Origin of the sequence: Shimia sp. (assembly GCF_022448905.1) — a bacterium.
In the GTDB taxonomy this organism is placed as follows: Bacteria; Pseudomonadota; Alphaproteobacteria; order Rhodobacterales; family Rhodobacteraceae; genus Shimia.
Window position 1 is genome coordinate 152,160 of record NZ_JAKVCW010000003.1, and the last position, 14,572, is coordinate 166,731.

21 protein-coding genes are annotated in these 14,572 nt (G+C 57.8%); 11 read left to right on the forward strand and 10 right to left on the reverse strand.

Features of this window, described 5'->3' with window-relative positions:
* Positions 1-4 precede the first annotated feature (4 nt).
* Both MK208_RS04700 and MK208_RS04705 read left to right on the forward strand, forming a co-directional pair.
* Positions 5-298, forward strand: coding sequence for a succinate dehydrogenase assembly factor 2 (locus MK208_RS04700; protein WP_294114421.1), 294 nt, complete (start codon positions 5-7; stop codon positions 296-298).
* A 91-nt stretch (positions 299-389) separates the two neighbouring features.
* Positions 390-887, forward strand: a complete 498-nt coding sequence (locus MK208_RS04705) for a winged helix DNA-binding protein (RefSeq protein WP_294114422.1) — start codon at positions 390-392, stop codon at positions 885-887.
* A gap of 181 nt (positions 888-1,068) precedes the next feature.
* Here the strand turns inward: MK208_RS04705 and MK208_RS04710 are convergent, their stop codons facing one another.
* Both MK208_RS04710 and MK208_RS04715 read right to left on the reverse strand, forming a co-directional pair.
* Complete coding sequence (locus tag MK208_RS04710; protein ID WP_294114424.1) at positions 1,069-1,839, reverse strand: DUF1194 domain-containing protein; 771 nt, start codon at positions 1,837-1,839, stop codon at positions 1,069-1,071.
* The gene (locus MK208_RS04715) at positions 1,806-2,234 is read right to left on the reverse strand and encodes a VOC family protein (RefSeq protein ID WP_294114426.1); all 429 of its coding nucleotides are present in this window, start codon (positions 2,232-2,234) and stop codon (positions 1,806-1,808) included. The genes MK208_RS04710 and MK208_RS04715 overlap by 34 nt, the downstream gene beginning before the upstream one ends.
* A gap of 207 nt (positions 2,235-2,441) precedes the next feature.
* Between MK208_RS04715 and MK208_RS04720 the strand changes: the two genes are divergently transcribed.
* The 3 genes from MK208_RS04720 to MK208_RS04730 all read left to right on the forward strand — a co-directional run bounded on the left by MK208_RS04720 (position 2,442) and on the right by MK208_RS04730 (position 4,174).
* Positions 2,442-3,275: a thymidylate synthase gene (locus MK208_RS04720; RefSeq protein ID WP_294114428.1), complete on the forward strand. Its 834-nt coding sequence runs from the start codon at positions 2,442-2,444 to the stop codon at positions 3,273-3,275.
* Positions 3,276-3,277: 2 nt separating this feature from the next.
* Positions 3,278-3,754 (forward strand): dihydrofolate reductase, encoded by a 477-nt coding sequence (locus MK208_RS04725; RefSeq protein WP_294114430.1) that lies wholly within the window; start codon positions 3,278-3,280, stop codon positions 3,752-3,754.
* A gap of 120 nt (positions 3,755-3,874) precedes the next feature.
* Positions 3,875-4,174 (forward strand): hypothetical protein, encoded by a 300-nt coding sequence (locus MK208_RS04730; protein ID WP_294114435.1) that lies wholly within the window; start codon positions 3,875-3,877, stop codon positions 4,172-4,174.
* A gap of 78 nt (positions 4,175-4,252) precedes the next feature.
* Here the strand turns inward: MK208_RS04730 and MK208_RS04735 are convergent, their stop codons facing one another.
* Complete coding sequence (locus MK208_RS04735) at positions 4,253-4,459, reverse strand: cold-shock protein (RefSeq protein WP_058240518.1); 207 nt, start codon at positions 4,457-4,459, stop codon at positions 4,253-4,255.
* Positions 4,460-4,669: 210 nt separating this feature from the next.
* Here MK208_RS04735 and MK208_RS04740 point away from each other — a divergent pair, with 210 nt between their 5' ends.
* Positions 4,670-4,984, forward strand: a complete 315-nt coding sequence (locus tag MK208_RS04740; RefSeq protein ID WP_294114564.1) for an ArsC/Spx/MgsR family protein — start codon at positions 4,670-4,672, stop codon at positions 4,982-4,984.
* 52 nt (positions 4,985-5,036) lie between these two features.
* On the opposite strand, the gene MK208_RS04745 is transcribed toward MK208_RS04740, so the two are convergent.
* From MK208_RS04745 to thrS, 6 genes are all read right to left on the reverse strand, one after another.
* Positions 5,037-5,561, reverse strand: a complete 525-nt coding sequence (locus MK208_RS04745; protein WP_294114441.1) for a DoxX family protein — start codon at positions 5,559-5,561, stop codon at positions 5,037-5,039.
* Positions 5,562-6,326 carry a DNA-binding domain-containing protein gene (locus tag MK208_RS04750; RefSeq protein ID WP_294114444.1) on the reverse strand — a complete coding sequence of 255 codons (765 nt, stop codon included), beginning with the start codon at positions 6,324-6,326 and terminating at the stop codon, positions 5,562-5,564.
* Positions 6,323-7,180 (reverse strand): DUF692 domain-containing protein, encoded by an 858-nt coding sequence (locus MK208_RS04755; RefSeq protein ID WP_294114446.1) that lies wholly within the window; start codon positions 7,178-7,180, stop codon positions 6,323-6,325. Before MK208_RS04755 ends, MK208_RS04750 begins: the two co-directional genes overlap by 4 nt.
* An 11-nt stretch (positions 7,181-7,191) precedes the next feature.
* Complete coding sequence (locus MK208_RS04760; RefSeq protein ID WP_294114449.1) at positions 7,192-7,494, reverse strand: DUF2282 domain-containing protein; 303 nt, start codon at positions 7,492-7,494, stop codon at positions 7,192-7,194.
* A gap of 127 nt (positions 7,495-7,621) precedes the next feature.
* A complete protein-coding gene (locus MK208_RS04765; RefSeq protein ID WP_294114451.1) occupies positions 7,622-7,927 on the reverse strand; it encodes a DUF2282 domain-containing protein in 306 nt (101 codons plus the stop codon).
* 255 nt (positions 7,928-8,182) lie between these two features.
* A complete protein-coding gene (gene thrS / locus MK208_RS04770) occupies positions 8,183-10,132 on the reverse strand; it encodes a threonine--tRNA ligase (protein ID WP_294114453.1) in 1,950 nt (649 codons plus the stop codon).
* Positions 10,133-10,292: 160 nt separating this feature from the next.
* Here thrS and MK208_RS04775 point away from each other — a divergent pair, with 160 nt between their 5' ends.
* The 5 genes from MK208_RS04775 to MK208_RS04795 all read left to right on the forward strand — a co-directional run bounded on the left by MK208_RS04775 (position 10,293) and on the right by MK208_RS04795 (position 13,507).
* Positions 10,293-11,054: an alpha/beta hydrolase gene (locus tag MK208_RS04775; protein WP_294114455.1), complete on the forward strand. Its 762-nt coding sequence runs from the start codon at positions 10,293-10,295 to the stop codon at positions 11,052-11,054.
* 104 nt (positions 11,055-11,158) lie between these two features.
* Entirely contained in the window at positions 11,159-12,034 is an 876-nt protein-coding gene (locus tag MK208_RS04780) for an alpha/beta fold hydrolase (protein ID WP_294114457.1), read from the forward strand.
* A 20-nt stretch (positions 12,035-12,054) separates the two neighbouring features.
* Positions 12,055-12,504: a VOC family protein gene (locus MK208_RS04785; protein WP_294114566.1), complete on the forward strand. Its 450-nt coding sequence runs from the start codon at positions 12,055-12,057 to the stop codon at positions 12,502-12,504.
* 59 nt (positions 12,505-12,563) lie between these two features.
* Positions 12,564-13,274, forward strand: a complete 711-nt coding sequence (locus MK208_RS04790; RefSeq protein WP_294114459.1) for an alpha/beta hydrolase — start codon at positions 12,564-12,566, stop codon at positions 13,272-13,274.
* Positions 13,271-13,507, forward strand: a complete 237-nt coding sequence (locus tag MK208_RS04795; RefSeq protein ID WP_294114461.1) for a hypothetical protein — start codon at positions 13,271-13,273, stop codon at positions 13,505-13,507. Before MK208_RS04790 ends, MK208_RS04795 begins: the two co-directional genes overlap by 4 nt.
* On the opposite strand, the gene MK208_RS04800 is transcribed toward MK208_RS04795, so the two are convergent.
* Complete coding sequence (locus MK208_RS04800) at positions 13,504-14,493, reverse strand: LLM class flavin-dependent oxidoreductase (RefSeq protein WP_294114464.1); 990 nt, start codon at positions 14,491-14,493, stop codon at positions 13,504-13,506. The two genes, MK208_RS04795 and MK208_RS04800, sit on opposite strands and share 4 nt — an antisense overlap.
* Positions 14,494-14,572: the final 79 nt, after the last annotated feature.

Here is a 14,572-nt window from a genome sequence, read left to right on the forward strand (position 1 = left end):
GACAATGGACATCCCCAAGCCTGCGCCGAATCCGGCAAATGAGACCCACGAGAATCGTCTGAAACGCATGAAAATGCGTTCTATGCGGCGGGGCATCAAAGAAATGGACATCATTCTTGTGCGCTATGCAGAGGACAATTTGTCCGACATGGATGCGGCGACGCTCGATCTCTATGATGCGCTGCTGCATGAGAATGATCAGGATTTATATCAATGGGTTACGGGGCAAAAACCGGCGCCTGATCACTTTTCCGCGATGATTTTGGACATTTCCAAAGCCATCAGTGGCCCAAATTGACGCGAATTTGTGACGTCTTTTGGACGGTTTAACCTCTTGTTGGGCTTTTTCGGCCAATCTGTTTGCTAGACAAAGCTGACGGAGAACAAGAATGAGCTTTCATTCATCTATGGAAAGCGGGACAGAGCAGTCGTTTATGGCTGATTACCTGGACTCGCTGGCGCTTGTCGAGCGCCTGCACCGGCTGTTGCTGGATGTGATCAAAGACGAGTTTGAGCGTGTTGGGGTTATCGAAATTAACGCGGTACAGGCGTTGCTGCTGTTTAACATTGGCGACAATGAAGTGACTGCGGGCGAACTCAAGACACGTGGGTACTATCAGGGCTCCAACGTGAGTTATAACCTGAAGAAGCTGGTGGATGCGGGCTATATGCATCATCAGCGTTGCGAAATTGACCGCCGCTCTGTGCGCGTGCGCCTGACCGACAAAGGTCGTGAAATCCGTGACGTGATTTCCAAGCTGTTTGCGCGCCATGCCGAAGGTTTGCAGGCCAAAGGTGTGCTGGGCGACGACGGGATTGAACAGATCACACACGCTTTGCGCCGTGTGGAGCGTTACTGGACCGACCAGATCCGCTACATCTACTAACATCCCCGGACACCCTAGAAAGGGGAATCCGCGGCTTTTGCGCGTCCGCCTAGAAAGGCTTGGCGCGCTTTTCCTTTTGTGGGTGTCCAGTTTTTCTTGCCGTTTGGGCTGATCCAGCCTGCGCGGCATTTCTTTTGGGCGCCACACTGCCACGCCTGAAGTGCCGATACGGTTGGAAGGGTTACGGGCGCATGTCCAGCTGTCCCAAAACTGTGACCGAGAGTTCCCGCGACAGTTTGCGGCGCATGGCGTTTTCGAAATCGTCAAAGCCATCGGCGACTTCGACAAAAGCGTCTGGTCCTTGGATCAATTCGCGGGTGTAGTAGGCCACCATGTCGCCCGGTTGCGCGGCGAGGTCCGCCGCTTTTTCGCCAAAGGTTTCAATGGCGAGAGCATTTACGATCACGCCGTCGAGGGGGAAAGCGTCATAGGCTTGCTTGGGTGTGAACCCATCATTGTTTTCGCCATCTCCACTCACATCCAGGACCTGCACGTCACAGTCCGGCGCGTCGCGAAACAGGCGGGCGGCATGGCCGACAGCGTGACCCAGCGCTGTGGGGAATTCGGTGGTGGACCGTTTTGAGAGGGCCAGTTTGGCGGCGTTTTCCAGCAAAGTCTGGCGGCTGTCTATCACCGTCCAGTCCAGCAGGGTGCTTTGCTGGGTGCGGCCGCTCCATTCATAGACCGAGAAGGCCACGGATTGCGGGCTGCTGAGAAAGGCGGCTTGGATTTCAGGGGCAGTGAGCGCAGCGGCAAGGCCGCGGCGTTGCAACATGTCCTCATGCGCATCAACGGAAGAGCTGACGTCCAGCGCCAGCAGCAGAGCGATGCGGCACGCAGAGGGGGTGTTCGCGGCAGAGTGGAGAGGGGAGGCCCAGAGGGCCATCCCTAAAAGCGCGATAGAGGCCGCGCGGCGGATCACCAGTGACCGGTGCTCTCCATGCTGGCCCATGGCTCAGCGGGTGCAAGGGCGTCGCCTTGCTGGAGCAGCTCGATTGAAATGTTGTCGGGGGAGCGCACAAAGGCCATGCGGCCATCGCGCGGCGGGCGGTTGATCACCACGCCGTTGTCGGCGAGGTGCTGGCACATCTCGTAGATGTTGCCAACCTCATAGGCGAGGTGGCCGAAGTGACGGCTGTCAGACGGCAGGCCTTCGTCGCCGTCCCAGTTGTAGGTTAGTTCCAGTGGTGCATCATGGTCGCCATCTGCGGCCAGATAGACCAGCGAGAAGCGGCCTTCTTCGCTGTCATAACGTTTGATTTCCTTGAGGCCAAACAGCGCATAAAACGCCATGGAGGCTTCCAAATCCGCGACGCGGACCATCGTGTGCAGGTATTTCACGTGCATCTACAGGTTCCCTTGTTGGTGTTGGCGCTATCAAAGCACGGAGTGCGGCGGAGAATCCAGCGCGAATTCTAGCCTCACAGGGCTGTGATGGTGCGCCTCTCGTCGGGGGCCTGATTTGCAGGCGCTGGCCGGCCTCTATCTCGTTGAATTTGGCGCCCGGTTGCGGCACGATGGCGGGACCACAAGCAGATTAAGGCAGAGCAGACCTTGCAGCAGTATCACGACGCGCTTCGCACCATTCTGGATCAGGGCGAAGAGTCCACCGACCGCACCGGCACCGGCACGATTTCTTATTTTGGCATGCAGGCGCGCTATTCCCACGCGGATGGCTTCCCGCTGGTGACCACAAAGAAGTTGCACCTGCGCTCGATCATTCATGAGCTGCTGTGGTTTTTGTCAGGCGACACCAACATCAAGTACCTGAAAGACAATGGGGTGCGGATTTGGGACGAATGGGCGGATGAAAACGGCGATCTTGGGCCTGTCTATGGCTATCAATGGCGGTCGTTTCCGACGATGCAGGCGTCCGGCATTGCCCACGAAGGTGAGCCGCTGTTTGTGAAGACAGGTGTGGATCAGATTGCCAATCTGGTGGAGATGATCAAAACCGCGCCCGATAGCCGTCGTCTGATTGTGTCGGCCTGGAACCCGGGGGATGTGCCACAAATGGCGCTGCCGCCGTGTCACACCATGTGGCAGGTGCGGATCATCAACGGTAAGCTGCATCTGCAGCTGTATCAGCGCAGCGCGGATATGTTCCTTGGGGTGCCATTTAACATTGCGTCTTATGCGTTGTTGCAGGTGATGCTGGCACATGTGACCGGTTATGAGCCGGGGGACTTTGTGCATTCGATTGGCGATGCCCATATCTATTCGAACCACATGGATCAGGTGAATTTGCAACTCTCACGCACACCAAAGGCTTTGCCGCAGCTGCGGATCAAACGGGAGGTGAGTTCGATTTTTGATTTCACCTACGATGATTTTGAGTTTGTGGGCTACGACCCCGACCCAACCATCAAAGCGGCCGTGGCGGTGTAATTATGATTTCACTGGTTGTTGGACGGGCGCGCAACGGGGCGATTGGGCGGGACGGCGACATTCCGTGGTTCTTGCCTGAAGATTTGAAGACATTTCAGCGGGAAACGCTTGGCGGGGCGATCATCATGGGGCGGGCCACCTGGGTGAGCCTGCCAAAGAAACCACTGCCGAAACGGTTCAATATTGTTGTGTCTTCTCAGCCAGATGCGGCGGAGGTAGTGGTGCCAAGCGTGGCGGAGGCAGTGAAGCTGGCCTATGCGGAGGGCTATCATCGGGTCTATGGCATTGGCGGGTTTGGCATCTACTCAGAGATGCTGCCTTTGGCGGATCGTTTGTTGATTTCCGAGGTGGATATGGACGTGCCAGATGCGGACACGTTTTTCCCGGAGGTGGACCTGGCGCAGTGGCGTTTGGCGTCGTCGCGGGGGCTGCCTGGGGAGGGGCCAAAGTGTGAGGTTTGCGAATATCTGCGCCGCTAACGGCTGCGCAGTTCGACCCGAAGCACATTGTTTCGCAGCAGGAAATTGACAGTTTCCGCGTCTTGGCAGTAGGTTAGCAGAAGTTAACCACGTTGTTTCAGCATTTGGAGCTTGGGCCTTATGACGCGTATTTCTTTGATTGCAGCCGCAGTGACCTTGTCCGTAGCCGCGCCGGTGGCGGCGCAAACCTGGAGCAGCAATGCGCCAGTGATTGGCCCAGTAAACCAGCCTGAGGGGGTGCTGATGCATCCGTATCCGGCGGCTGCGAACTATTGCCCAAGCGGGCTGCAGCCGGTGACCGTGGGCGGTGTGATCTGCTGTGGCAACCCGACAACCGGCGAAGTCTATTACAACGCTGGCGGCAGTCGTAAGCGCAGCTACAGCATGAGCTGCCCGCCTGGCACCAAAGGCTGTTCCTAAGCCGCACCAAAACACAACGCGCGCCACAGGGGCGCGCGCTCGATGCAGAAAGGGGCGCGTAATGGCGCCCCGATCTTGTTACAGAAGTTTGAGTTCACCCGCCATGTCGCGGCCGTCTCGACCTTGGGTCATTTCAAATTCAACTTTTTGATTGTCCGACAGGCCTTTCAGACCGGAACGTTCAACAACGGAAATATGGACAAAAACGTCCTTTCCGCCTTCTTCTGGCTCAATGAACCCGAAGCCTTTGGTGGTGTTAAACCACTTTACGGTACCGCGTGGCATACCGTTCTCCTCTATATTCACTTTTAGTCGATCCGGGCTGGGGCCCGGAGGCGCAAGAAATCACTAGATCTGAAAGCACGTTTTCAGAGGCACGAAAAAAATTGCACCACCTAGAGGATTGCATGGCTCCCGAAAAAATCAAGAAAAACCGCCGTGAATTTCAAAATCAATTGGTTTAAGTCTCAGAAGAAACAGGAAAAAGGGCTCGAGATGACGACGCTTTATGGACTCAAAAATTGCGACACTTGCCGTAAGGCGCTGAAATCATTAGGAAGTGTTGAGTTTGTTGATGTGCGGGCCGACGGAGTGCCACAGGTGACGCTTGAAGCGGCATTTGAGATGTTTGGGGCGGCACTGGCGAACACGCGCTCAACCACATGGCGAAACCTGAGTGAGGAAGAACGGGCGAAACCGGTTTTGGAACTGATTGCTGAGCATCCCACTTTGATGAAGCGGCCGCTGATTGAGCGGGACGGCGTGCTCTATCTTGGCTGGGGCAAGGACACGCAAGCCGCCTTGGCATAATTAAAAAGCCCGCGCTGGTGTGGCGCGGGCTTTAGTAGATTGTGATGGTGGTTCAGGCGGGGTTGCGGCGCTTAAAAATTACGTCGATGGAGATGGGGCCAGCGCCTTTCAGGACCATTACAGCGAACAGGAAGACCCACATTATACGCTGGTCGATCAGGGCTTGGGCGCTGTCAAATAGGGAGCCAAGCGCAACGCCGTGGCCGGTGACGTCGACGATGGTTTGCACGGCGACAAACCCAATCATGCCAATGGCAGCTAGGCGGGTCAGCAAGCCGAGGATGATCAGCACAGGCAGGACAAATTCCGCAACGGTGCCGGCCAGGATCACAAGGCGCTGGAAGACCGTCATTTGTGTGACGTCCCAGACCACGGCTTCGGCGGCTTTGGGGAAGATCTGACCAAAGGCACCCGCAGACGGCGAGAAGATCGAGCCGTCGATTTTCAACATTGCAGAGTTCCAGAAGTAGAAGAACAGCACCATTAGGAAGGTCAGGCGGGCCAGGGTGGGCACAAGCCAGTCGAGCCGATCAAGGCGATCAATGAGGTCTTGGTATAGCGCGATCAGATTGGACATTTAGACCTCCGAAGTTTGCGGAATAGTAAGGTATGTCAGGGCGTTGCCTGACAGAAGTAAAGTAAGGATGGCGCCAAGGTCGAAGGCGGCATCCGCCTCTGTGGCTTTGGCGGCGGCAATGCCCAACGGGTCACCGGCCATCAAGCTTTGCAGGCAAGCGAGACCGCCTGGCGGCAGGGCGTGTGGTTCCGGGTCAAACTCGCGGCGCAGGATGATCACATCCTGAGCGACGGCGTCAGGCTTTGGCCCGTTCTGCATATTGAAGGCCCAGATGGCGTGCAGCGGCCACGGGGAGCTCAGCACGCTGACAGCGGGTGCGAAAGTGAACGTGACCTCGCCGAGGTTCTCGGGCGGTACAGAGGCCAGCGCATCGGCGGCAATGGGAGTAGCGTCGGCGGCGTGGTAGCTTCGACGCAAAGCCAGTTCGAGCTCTGCCACGTCGCCGAGGTATCCGAGGTGGGCCAGTGGCTCAAAGCTGCGGAGGAACTCTGGAAACCCCGCGCCGTAGTGCATCATCAGCGGTGAGGCGGGGGGCGATTGGCGCAGGAAGATGCCGGCAATTGCGTTGAAGTTTTGCTCTCCGATCAGTTTAGCGATGGTTGGGAACCCAGTGGCCAAGGCGTCGGTCAGGGAGACGGCCACGTTGTTGCGATAGACGTCAAAGCGGCGGCCAGCCGGGCGCCCTTCGGCGTCTGACAGGCCCAGCGGGCGGTCTTGTTGACCGTCCAAAATGGCGCTGCGGAAGGTGGTTTGGGTGACAGTCATGCGGTCACCTTGGACAGTGCGGTTTCCGCACGCTCTGCCTCGGCGTGAAGGATGGGCCATTCCGGCACATCGGTGTCCCATTCGATCAGAATGGGGCGGGGACCGGACAGGGACAGGGTGTGATCCAGCAAAGCCCAGACCGGGTCCACAACCGGAGCGCCGTGGCTGTCGATCAACAGCGGTTGGCCGTGGTCATCCTCATCTTCGTCGTGACCGCCGAGGTGAATTTCCCCCACATGTTCAAGCGGATAGTCGGCGATGTATTGTTTGGGATCGTAGTTCAGGTTGGTGGCGGAAACAAAGACGTTGTTGACGTCAAGCAGTAGTCCGCAACCGGAGCGTTTGGCAACTTCGCGCAGGAAATCCGGTTCTGACCAAGTGCTTTCGTCGAAGGCAAGATAACTTGAAGGGTTCTCCAGCATCATCTGGCGACCAATGGTATTTTGCAGTTCGTCAATGTGGTCGCTGACGCGGGCTATCGTGGACTCGGTGTAGGGCAGTGGAAGCAGGTCATTGAGGAACGCGCCGTCGTGGGTGCTCCATGCGAGATGCTCTGAGAACACGGTGGGGTTCAGCCAGCCAACCAGGTGTTTCAGTCGGGCGAGATGCTCTGGATCAAGTCGTCCTTCGCCCCCGATGGACAGCCCGACGCCGTGCACAGATATGGGAAAGCGTTCCGTGAGTTGGCGCAGCTGTGCGATAGGTCGACCGCCATCTCCCATGTAGTTTTCGGCATGAATCTCGAGCCAGCCAACGGTACCAGGGTTCTCAATCAAGTCGCTGTAATGCTGTGGCTTATAGCCGACACCGGGCAGATTTGGCAGTCCTTCTGGAGAAAATGGCGCATCATACATGTGATTGGTCCTTATGAAGGCAAGTCGCGAGGCAAAGACTCAAGCGACGGTGTGCGGGGGGTGCCGTCCGCCATGTCTGGCAGGTCGATGGAAAGGCAAGTGCCAGCGTCCACAAGACTCCAGGCGTTGCCTTGGTAATCAACGGTGGAGGTGCCTGCGCAGGTCGTTCCGGGGCCAGCGGCGCAGCCGTTTTCGCCTGCTTTTGCGATGCCAAAACACTTCTCTTTCTTACCTGCCTCCGCAGGCGCGGTTTGGAGCGCGAGCGCGGTGACGACAGCACCGATGAGGGGAAGTGTTTTGGTGGAATGGGTCATGGTTTTTGGTCCTGAAACATAGGCGTTGCGGGCTGCAAACGTGCGCTCAGGGGCAGTATGGCATTTTTTGTATGTTTTGGGGAGGTTAGGTGAAGCCCCGGAGACACCGGGGCTTCGAAAGTCTGACTTAGGACTTTGGCAGGTCGCGGTCCAGCGCTTCCAGAGAGCCCATGCGGGCTTTGCCGTCTGCCATGGCAGGCAGTTCCATGCCAACACAGGTGCCTGCGTCAACCAGTTTCCAGGCGTTGCCCTGATAATCGGTTGTGGATGTACCGGCGCATGTGGTGCCTGGGCCTGCCGCGCAGTCGTTCTGACCTGCGAGGGAAACGCCGTAGCACTTCTCTTTCTCAGCGGCCACTGCGGTGGTGGCGTGTGCGGACAGGGCTGCTGCTACGGCGCTTGCAACTGCGAGGGTTTTTACGGTGTTGGACATTGGTTCTCTTCCCTTGTGTATGTCTAAAACTCGGCCGCCTAGCTGATCTGTATGTGATCCATTGCTCGGTGGCATGAGTAGAGATTAGGGGGAGGGCAGGTTCAAAGGCCAATCACGGGGCTGTGTGTCACAGATGCGTTAGATGGCGTGACGGTTTCGTGAAGATTCCAGCGCTGGAAGGTTGGTTTTCCGCTCAAACTGAAACAGGCGCGTCCGGTTTCCCGTAACGCGCCTGCTCAAATGTTGCAAAAGCTGTCAGGCCAAATCGGGCGGGGTCGCCTCTTGTGACAATTGGCTCACGATTTCGTCCCAAGACTGGACTTTGCTTTGCTTTTCGCCAAGGCGACGGGTGGAGACTGTGCGCTCTTCCACCTCTTTCTTACCAATGGCCAAGATCACTGGCACTTTGCCCACGGAGTGTTCGCGGACTTTGTAGTTGATCTTCTCATTGCGCAGGTCAGCCTCGGCGCGCACGCCAGCGGCTTTCAGCGCCTCGACCACTTCCAGACAGTAATCATCTGCGTCCGACACAATGGCGGCCACAACCACCTGACGCGGGGCCAGCCAGAACGGCAGTTTGCCAGCGTGTTCTTCGATCAGAATGCCGATGAAGCGCTCAAAGGAGCCCAAAGTCGCACGGTGCAGCATGATGGGGCGGTGCTTTTCGCCATCCGCGCCAATGTAGGTTGCATCCAGACGTTCGGGCAGGTTTGGATCCACCTGAAGCGTACCACACTGCCAGTTCCGGCCAATGGCGTCTGTCAGGGTGAACTCAAGCTTTGGACCGTAGAACGCACCTTCGCCTTCGAGGATCTCAAACTGATGACCGGCCGCGTTACAGGCGTCGCCCAGAGCTTTCTCCGCGTAGTCCCAGCTTTCGTCCGAGCCAATGCGCTTTTCCGGACGGGTGGACAGCTTGATGGTCCAGTCGTTGAAGCCGAGGTCGGAATAGATCTCGGACAGGAAGTCGATGAACTTCTTGGTTTCCGAGGTGATCTGATCTTCGGCACAGAAGATGTGACCGTCATCCTGGGTGAAGCCGCGCACGCGCATGATGCCATGCAGAGCGCCAGACGGTTCATAGCGGGCGCAGGAGCCAAACTCGGCCATGCGCAAAGGCAGGTCACGGTAAGACTTCAGGCCTTGGTTGAACACCTGCACGTGGCAGGGACAGTTCATAGGCTTAAGCGCGTTCACAGCCTTTTCGCGGGCGTGGTCTTCGTCCACTTCCACGATGAACATGTTTTCCTGGTATTTGTCCCAGTGACCGGAGGCCTCCCAGAGTTTGCGATCCACCACTTGTGGAGTGTTGACCTCGACATAGCCGCCGACTTCCTGCTTGCGACGCATATAGTCCTGCAGCGTGGTGTAGATTTTCCAGCCATTTGGATGCCAGAAGATTTGGCCCGGGGCTTCTTCCTGCATGTGGAACAGGTTCATTTCGCGGCCCAGTTTGCGGTGGTCGCGTTTTTCGGCCTCTTCCAGCATGTGCAGGTGGGCTTTGAGGTCTTCTTTGTTTTTGAAGGCCACGCCGTAGATGCGCTGGAGCATCGCGCGGTCGCTGTCGCCACGCCAGTAGGCGCCGGCCACGGACATCAGCTTAAACGCGTCCGCTGGCACCTGACCAGTGTGTTGCAGGTGTGGGCCGCGGCAGAGATCTTGCCAGTGGCCGTGCCAGTACATCCGCAGAGGTTCGTCGCCGGGGATGGCGTCGATCAACTCTACCTTATAAGGCTCGTTGTTGGCCTCGTAGAATTTCACCGCACGGTCGCGATCCCAGACCTCGGTGGTCACAGGCTCACGCTTGTTGATGATCTCTTTCATCTTCTTTTCGATGAGGCCGAGATCTTCTGGCGTAAACGGCTCTTCGCGGTCAAAGTCATAGTACCAGCCGTTTTCGATGACTGGACCAATGGTGACTTTCACGTCTGGCCAGATCTCTTGTACGGCGCGCGCCATGATGTGGGCGCAGTCGTGCCGGATCAGCTCGAGCGCCTCTGCTTCGTTGTCTTTGATCGTGTTGATCGCAATGGTCGCGTCCGCATCAATCGGCCATTGCATGTCCCAGTGCTGACCATCCACGGTTGCGGAAATGGCCTTTTTGCCAAGGGAGGTCGAGATCGACGATGCGACCTCGGCAGGGGTTACGCCGCTCTCGTAAGAACGTGCATTACCATCAGGAAAAGTAAGGGAAATTTCGGCCATCAGCCTCAAGCTCCTCATCAGTTTGGCGCCCACGGAACGCCCGGTTGCGGGTATATGGTTCGCGGACTTCATGAACCTTGCGGCAGGGCAAGTCAAGCGGGGTTTATCCCATCTCCGCAGAGGGTTAAGGTCACGTCAAATTAGGGAGAAACAAAAAGCCATGAGCGTCACGCAGTTTTTTGACACGCCGCAGGGACGGCGCATTGCCTACCACAAAAGCGGCGACACAGGCCCAACGGTGGTGTTTCTGGGCGGGCTGAAATCCGACATGGAAGGCACCAAGGCGGTGCATTTGGAAGCCTGGGCGCAGGCGCGTGGGCAGAAGTTTTTGCGGTTTGACTACTCCGGTCATGGCGAGAGCAGCGGCGCGTTTGAGGATGGCTGTATTGGTGATTGGCATGAAGACACGGTTGCGGCGATCACCGCGCTGACCGAAGGGCCGTTGATTGTGGTTGGGTCGTCGATGGGGGGCTGGCAGGCACTGTTGTTGGCCAAGGCGCTGCCGGAGCGCATTGCGGGGATGGTGACCATTGCCGCTGCGCCGGATTTCACCGAGGACAGCTATTGGGCTGGGTTTACACCTGAGCAGAAAGCGCAGCTTGAAGCGGAAGGGCAGGTGGCGTTGCCGTCTGATTATATGGAGCCCTACATCATCACCAAGCGCATGATTGAGGATGGACGCAACAGGCTGGTACTGCGCACGCCGTTGGCGTTGCCGTTCCCGGTGCGGTTCCTGCAAGGCACAGAAGACACGGCGGTGGACAGCTCCGTGGCCTATCGCTTGCTCGATCACGCGGAAGGAGAGGATATTCAATTGCTTATGGTCAAAGGAAAGGATCATCGCTTCTCTGATCCAAATTGTCTAAAATTGATTGAAAGTAAGGTTGAGGAGGCGATTTTGGCCCCTCAAGTTTCACAATGAGAACATTTGGGCGTTTTTTAGGTCGGCTGCTTCTGGTTGTGGTTTTGTGCGTGGGGGCGGTTTTTGTTTTTGGCCCTTATGAGCAGATATCCTTGACGCCCACGGTGCAGGATGCCGACATCGGCGCGGATGTAGACGCGTATTTCGCTGCGCAGGAAGCGCGGTTTGAGGACATCACCCCGGGCACGGAAAAGCGGGTGATCTGGCATGCGGCGCGCGATGAAAAAACGCCTTTGGTGCTGGTTTACGTGCATGGGTTTTCGGCCACGTCTGAGGAAATCCGCCCGGTGCCGGATCGGGTGGCCGAGGCGCTTGGTGCAAACTTGGTTTACACCCGGCTTCAGGGGCACGGACGTGACGGGGCGGCATTGGCGCAAGCCACGGCGCAGGGCTGGGTCAATGATTTAGCGGAAGCCTTAAACGTGGCGCGTCGGATTGGCGATGATGTGGTGGTGATGGGAACATCCACCGGAGGCACTGTGATGGCGGCGTTGGCGGATCAGCCCGACGTTATGGCAGATGTGAAAGGCATGATCTTTGTATCTCCAAACTTTGGGATCAAATCGCCTGCTGCCAAATTGCTGACTTGGCCAGCAGCGCGTTATTGGGTGCCTGTCGTGGCCGGAAAAGATCGCTCTTTTGAGCCGGCAAACGCGGCCCACGCGACCTATTGGACACATGCGTACCCAACAGTGGCCGTCATGCAGATGGCTGCTTTGGTGAAAGAGGTGTTTGAAAAGGACCATGGGAAAGCGCTGGTGCCATCGTTGTTTTGGTTCTCCGAAGGTGATCAGGTTGTAGAGGCAGCCCGCACGCAGGACGTGGCGACACGCTGGGGTCGGGAGGCTAGAGTGGATATTCAACAACCAATGGCGGGGTCAGACCCTCAGGAACATGTGATTGCTGGAGACATTCGATCCCCTGCCGAAAACGAACGTACGATTGAGGCTTTTGTGCAATTTATCAATGGATTGAAGTGATGAGTTTAAGTGTTCAAAAGCTGGGCCAACGGGTGAGTTTGATCACTCTGGCTGTCAAGGAAGTGCAAGCTTCTGCACGGTTTTACGATGCGCTTGGATGGCAACGCGCCACCGGGCCGGATGATCCGGAAGAGGTGGTGGCGTACAACCTGATTGGCCAAACCCTGGGACTTTATTCCAAAGCAATGCTGGCGGAGGATTTGGGCATTCCGGAAGACGCCATCGGCGGGTTTTCTGGCATGACGCTGTCACACAATGTGCACACCAAAGAAGAGGTTGCGCCACTTTTGGAGCTGGCCGTTGCCGCAGGTGGACGCATTCTGAAGCCGGCAGGTGACATCTTCTGGGGTGGGCACATTGGCTATTTCTGCGATCCAGATGGCCACGTGTGGGAAGTCGCGTTCAATCCGTTTTCGCCACTGGCCGAAGATGGCGCGTTTCGTTGGGGCGGATATGGCGCTGAGGCTTGACCTAGAGGGCCGCTCTGTCACAGTGACGGACAACAAAAAGACCAGATAAGGGGTTGAGCATGCAGGAACCTATCGTTCTGCTGCCTGGGATGATGTGTGATGCGCGGCTGTTTGCGCATCAGGTCGCGGATTTGTCGAAAGATCACATGGTGACGGTGGCGCCGATCACGCAAGGGGAGCGGATCAGCGAGATTGCTTCGGCGTTGATCCCGCATCTGCCGCCTAAGTTTGCGCTGGCCGGTCTGAGCATGGGCGGCATCGTGGCGATGGAATTGCTGCGCAAGATCCCGGAGCGGATCATACGGATTGCCTTTATGGACACGAATCCTTTGGCCGAAACCCCTGCGACGGCGGCCACTTATGAGCCCATGATTGTGGGGGCGCGGGCCGGGCGGCTGGACGAGGTTTTGGCAGGTTTTATGCGGCCTGAGTACCTGGCACCGGGTCCACAGCGCAACGAGGTGCTGGGCAGGGTGCTGGCGATGGGCCGCAGCCTGGGAGCGGAGACGCTGGTGCGCCAAGCGCGGGCGTTGCAGCGGCGGCCGGACCAACAGGGCGCTTTGCGTCGATGTAAATGTCCGGCGCTGGTGTTATGCGGCGAGCATGACGGGCTGACGCCAGTGAAACGACACAGCTTTATGGCGGAGCTGATCCCCTATGCCGAGTTGGAGATCATTCCGGGTGCGGGGCATTTGCCGACTTTGGAGCAGCCGGAACTGACCACGCAGGCGTTGCGCAAGTGGATGGAGCAGCCACTGGTGTTACGGTGAGCCGCGCGCCGCGCGATCTTAAAGGCAAGCTGCAGCGGTTTCGCGCCTGGGTGCGTTTGCGGGTGCCGCCGGGGTTTCGCTTGCTGCTTTGTATCCTGCTGATTGTCTTCGGGATTTTTGGGTTCTTACCTGTCTTGGGCTTCTGGATGCTGCCGCTGGGTGTGGCTGTGGCGTCGCTGGACCTGCGATGGCTGCGGCAGACATGGGACCGATTGCGCGGCAAGGACCGCTAGGGGCTCATGTTGCGCAGGATGTCTGCGGCCATCTCAAAAGATTTCAGGCGCGCAGCGTGGTCATGGATCATGCCGGTGAGCATAATTTCATCCGGTTGATAGGTGCCGATCAAGTCACGCAATTGGGTGGCGACCGTGTCTTTGGTGCCGACAGCCGTCACACGGAGCGCTGCGTTGACCAGACGCGCTTCGGCGGGGCTGGCGACGTCTTCAAATTGCGCGACAGGTTTGGGCAGCGGGCCGGGCGTGCCTTTGCGCAGGTTGAGGAAGGCTTGCTGCGGAGAAGTGCGCAGGCGGCGGGCTTCCTGCTCTGAGTCGGCGACAAAAACGTTCACGGCCATCATGAAGTGCGGCGTTTGGGTTTTGCCTGCGGTGAAGCGGTGGCGGTAGAGCTCGGAGGCTTCTTCCAGCGCATCGGGGGCGAAATGCGAGGCAAAGGCATAAGGCAGGCCAAGTTGTGCGGCCAATTGCGCGCCAAACAGGCTGGAGCCCAGAATCCAGATTGGCACATCGGTGCCGTCGCCGGGAATGGCGCGCACGGGTTGGTCGGCGGAGGATTTTTGGAAAAGCCCAAGCAGATCAATGACATCTTGCGGGAAGTGGTCTGCGCCGGTCATGCCGCGCCGCAGGGCAGTGGCGGTTTTCATATCTGTGCCCGGCGCGCGACCAAGGCCCAGATCTACGCGACCTGGATAGAGTGTCGCCAAAGTGCCAAATTGCTCTGCCACGATCAGCGGTGGGTGGTTGGGCAGCATGATGCCGCCTGAGCCCACGCGCATGGATTTGGTTGCCGCCAGAATCTGACCAATGAGTACAGCTGTCGCGGAGGAGGCGATGCCCGGCATGTTGTGATGTTCAGCCACCCAATAGCGGGTGAAGCCCCACTCATCGGCATGACGCGCCAGATCAAGCGTGTTTTGCAGCGCGTCTGACGCAGTTCCGCCCTCGGGAATGGGCGACAGGTCGAGCAGGGAAGAAGGGATCATGGCGCGCTCCGGCTTTCACAGGGTTTCCAGCATATAGAAAGCCAATTGCGGAAAGCTAGGGGGCAGGGCGTGCGGACAA

Coding starts and splice junctions, on each gene's coding strand:
- thrS (WP_294114453.1), bottom strand. CDS start 10,132: ATGGCCGAAATTTCCCTTACTTTTCCTGATGGTAATGCACGTTCTTAC.
- MK208_RS04740 (WP_294114564.1), top strand. CDS start 4,670: ATGACGACGCTTTATGGACTCAAAAATTGCGACACTTGCCGTAAGGCG.
- MK208_RS04750 (WP_294114444.1), bottom strand. CDS start 6,326: ATGACTGTCACCCAAACCACCTTCCGCAGCGCCATTTTGGACGGTCAA.
- MK208_RS04715 (WP_294114426.1), bottom strand. CDS start 2,234: ATGCACGTGAAATACCTGCACACGATGGTCCGCGTCGCGGATTTGGAA.
- MK208_RS04705 (WP_294114422.1), top strand. CDS start 390: ATGAGCTTTCATTCATCTATGGAAAGCGGGACAGAGCAGTCGTTTATG.
- MK208_RS04800 (WP_294114464.1), bottom strand. CDS start 14,493: ATGATCCCTTCTTCCCTGCTCGACCTGTCGCCCATTCCCGAGGGCGGA.
- MK208_RS04700 (WP_294114421.1), top strand. CDS start 5: ATGGACATCCCCAAGCCTGCGCCGAATCCGGCAAATGAGACCCACGAG.
- MK208_RS04790 (WP_294114459.1), top strand. CDS start 12,564: ATGCAGGAACCTATCGTTCTGCTGCCTGGGATGATGTGTGATGCGCGG.
- MK208_RS04775 (WP_294114455.1), top strand. CDS start 10,293: ATGAGCGTCACGCAGTTTTTTGACACGCCGCAGGGACGGCGCATTGCC.
- MK208_RS04725 (WP_294114430.1), top strand. CDS start 3,278: ATGATTTCACTGGTTGTTGGACGGGCGCGCAACGGGGCGATTGGGCGG.
- MK208_RS04755 (WP_294114446.1), bottom strand. CDS start 7,180: ATGTATGATGCGCCATTTTCTCCAGAAGGACTGCCAAATCTGCCCGGT.
- MK208_RS04735 (WP_058240518.1), bottom strand. CDS start 4,459: ATGCCACGCGGTACCGTAAAGTGGTTTAACACCACCAAAGGCTTCGGG.
- MK208_RS04765 (WP_294114451.1), bottom strand. CDS start 7,927: ATGTCCAACACCGTAAAAACCCTCGCAGTTGCAAGCGCCGTAGCAGCA.
- MK208_RS04710 (WP_294114424.1), bottom strand. CDS start 1,839: ATGGGCCAGCATGGAGAGCACCGGTCACTGGTGATCCGCCGCGCGGCC.
- MK208_RS04745 (WP_294114441.1), bottom strand. CDS start 5,561: ATGTCCAATCTGATCGCGCTATACCAAGACCTCATTGATCGCCTTGAT.
- MK208_RS04760 (WP_294114449.1), bottom strand. CDS start 7,494: ATGACCCATTCCACCAAAACACTTCCCCTCATCGGTGCTGTCGTCACC.
- MK208_RS04730 (WP_294114435.1), top strand. CDS start 3,875: ATGACGCGTATTTCTTTGATTGCAGCCGCAGTGACCTTGTCCGTAGCC.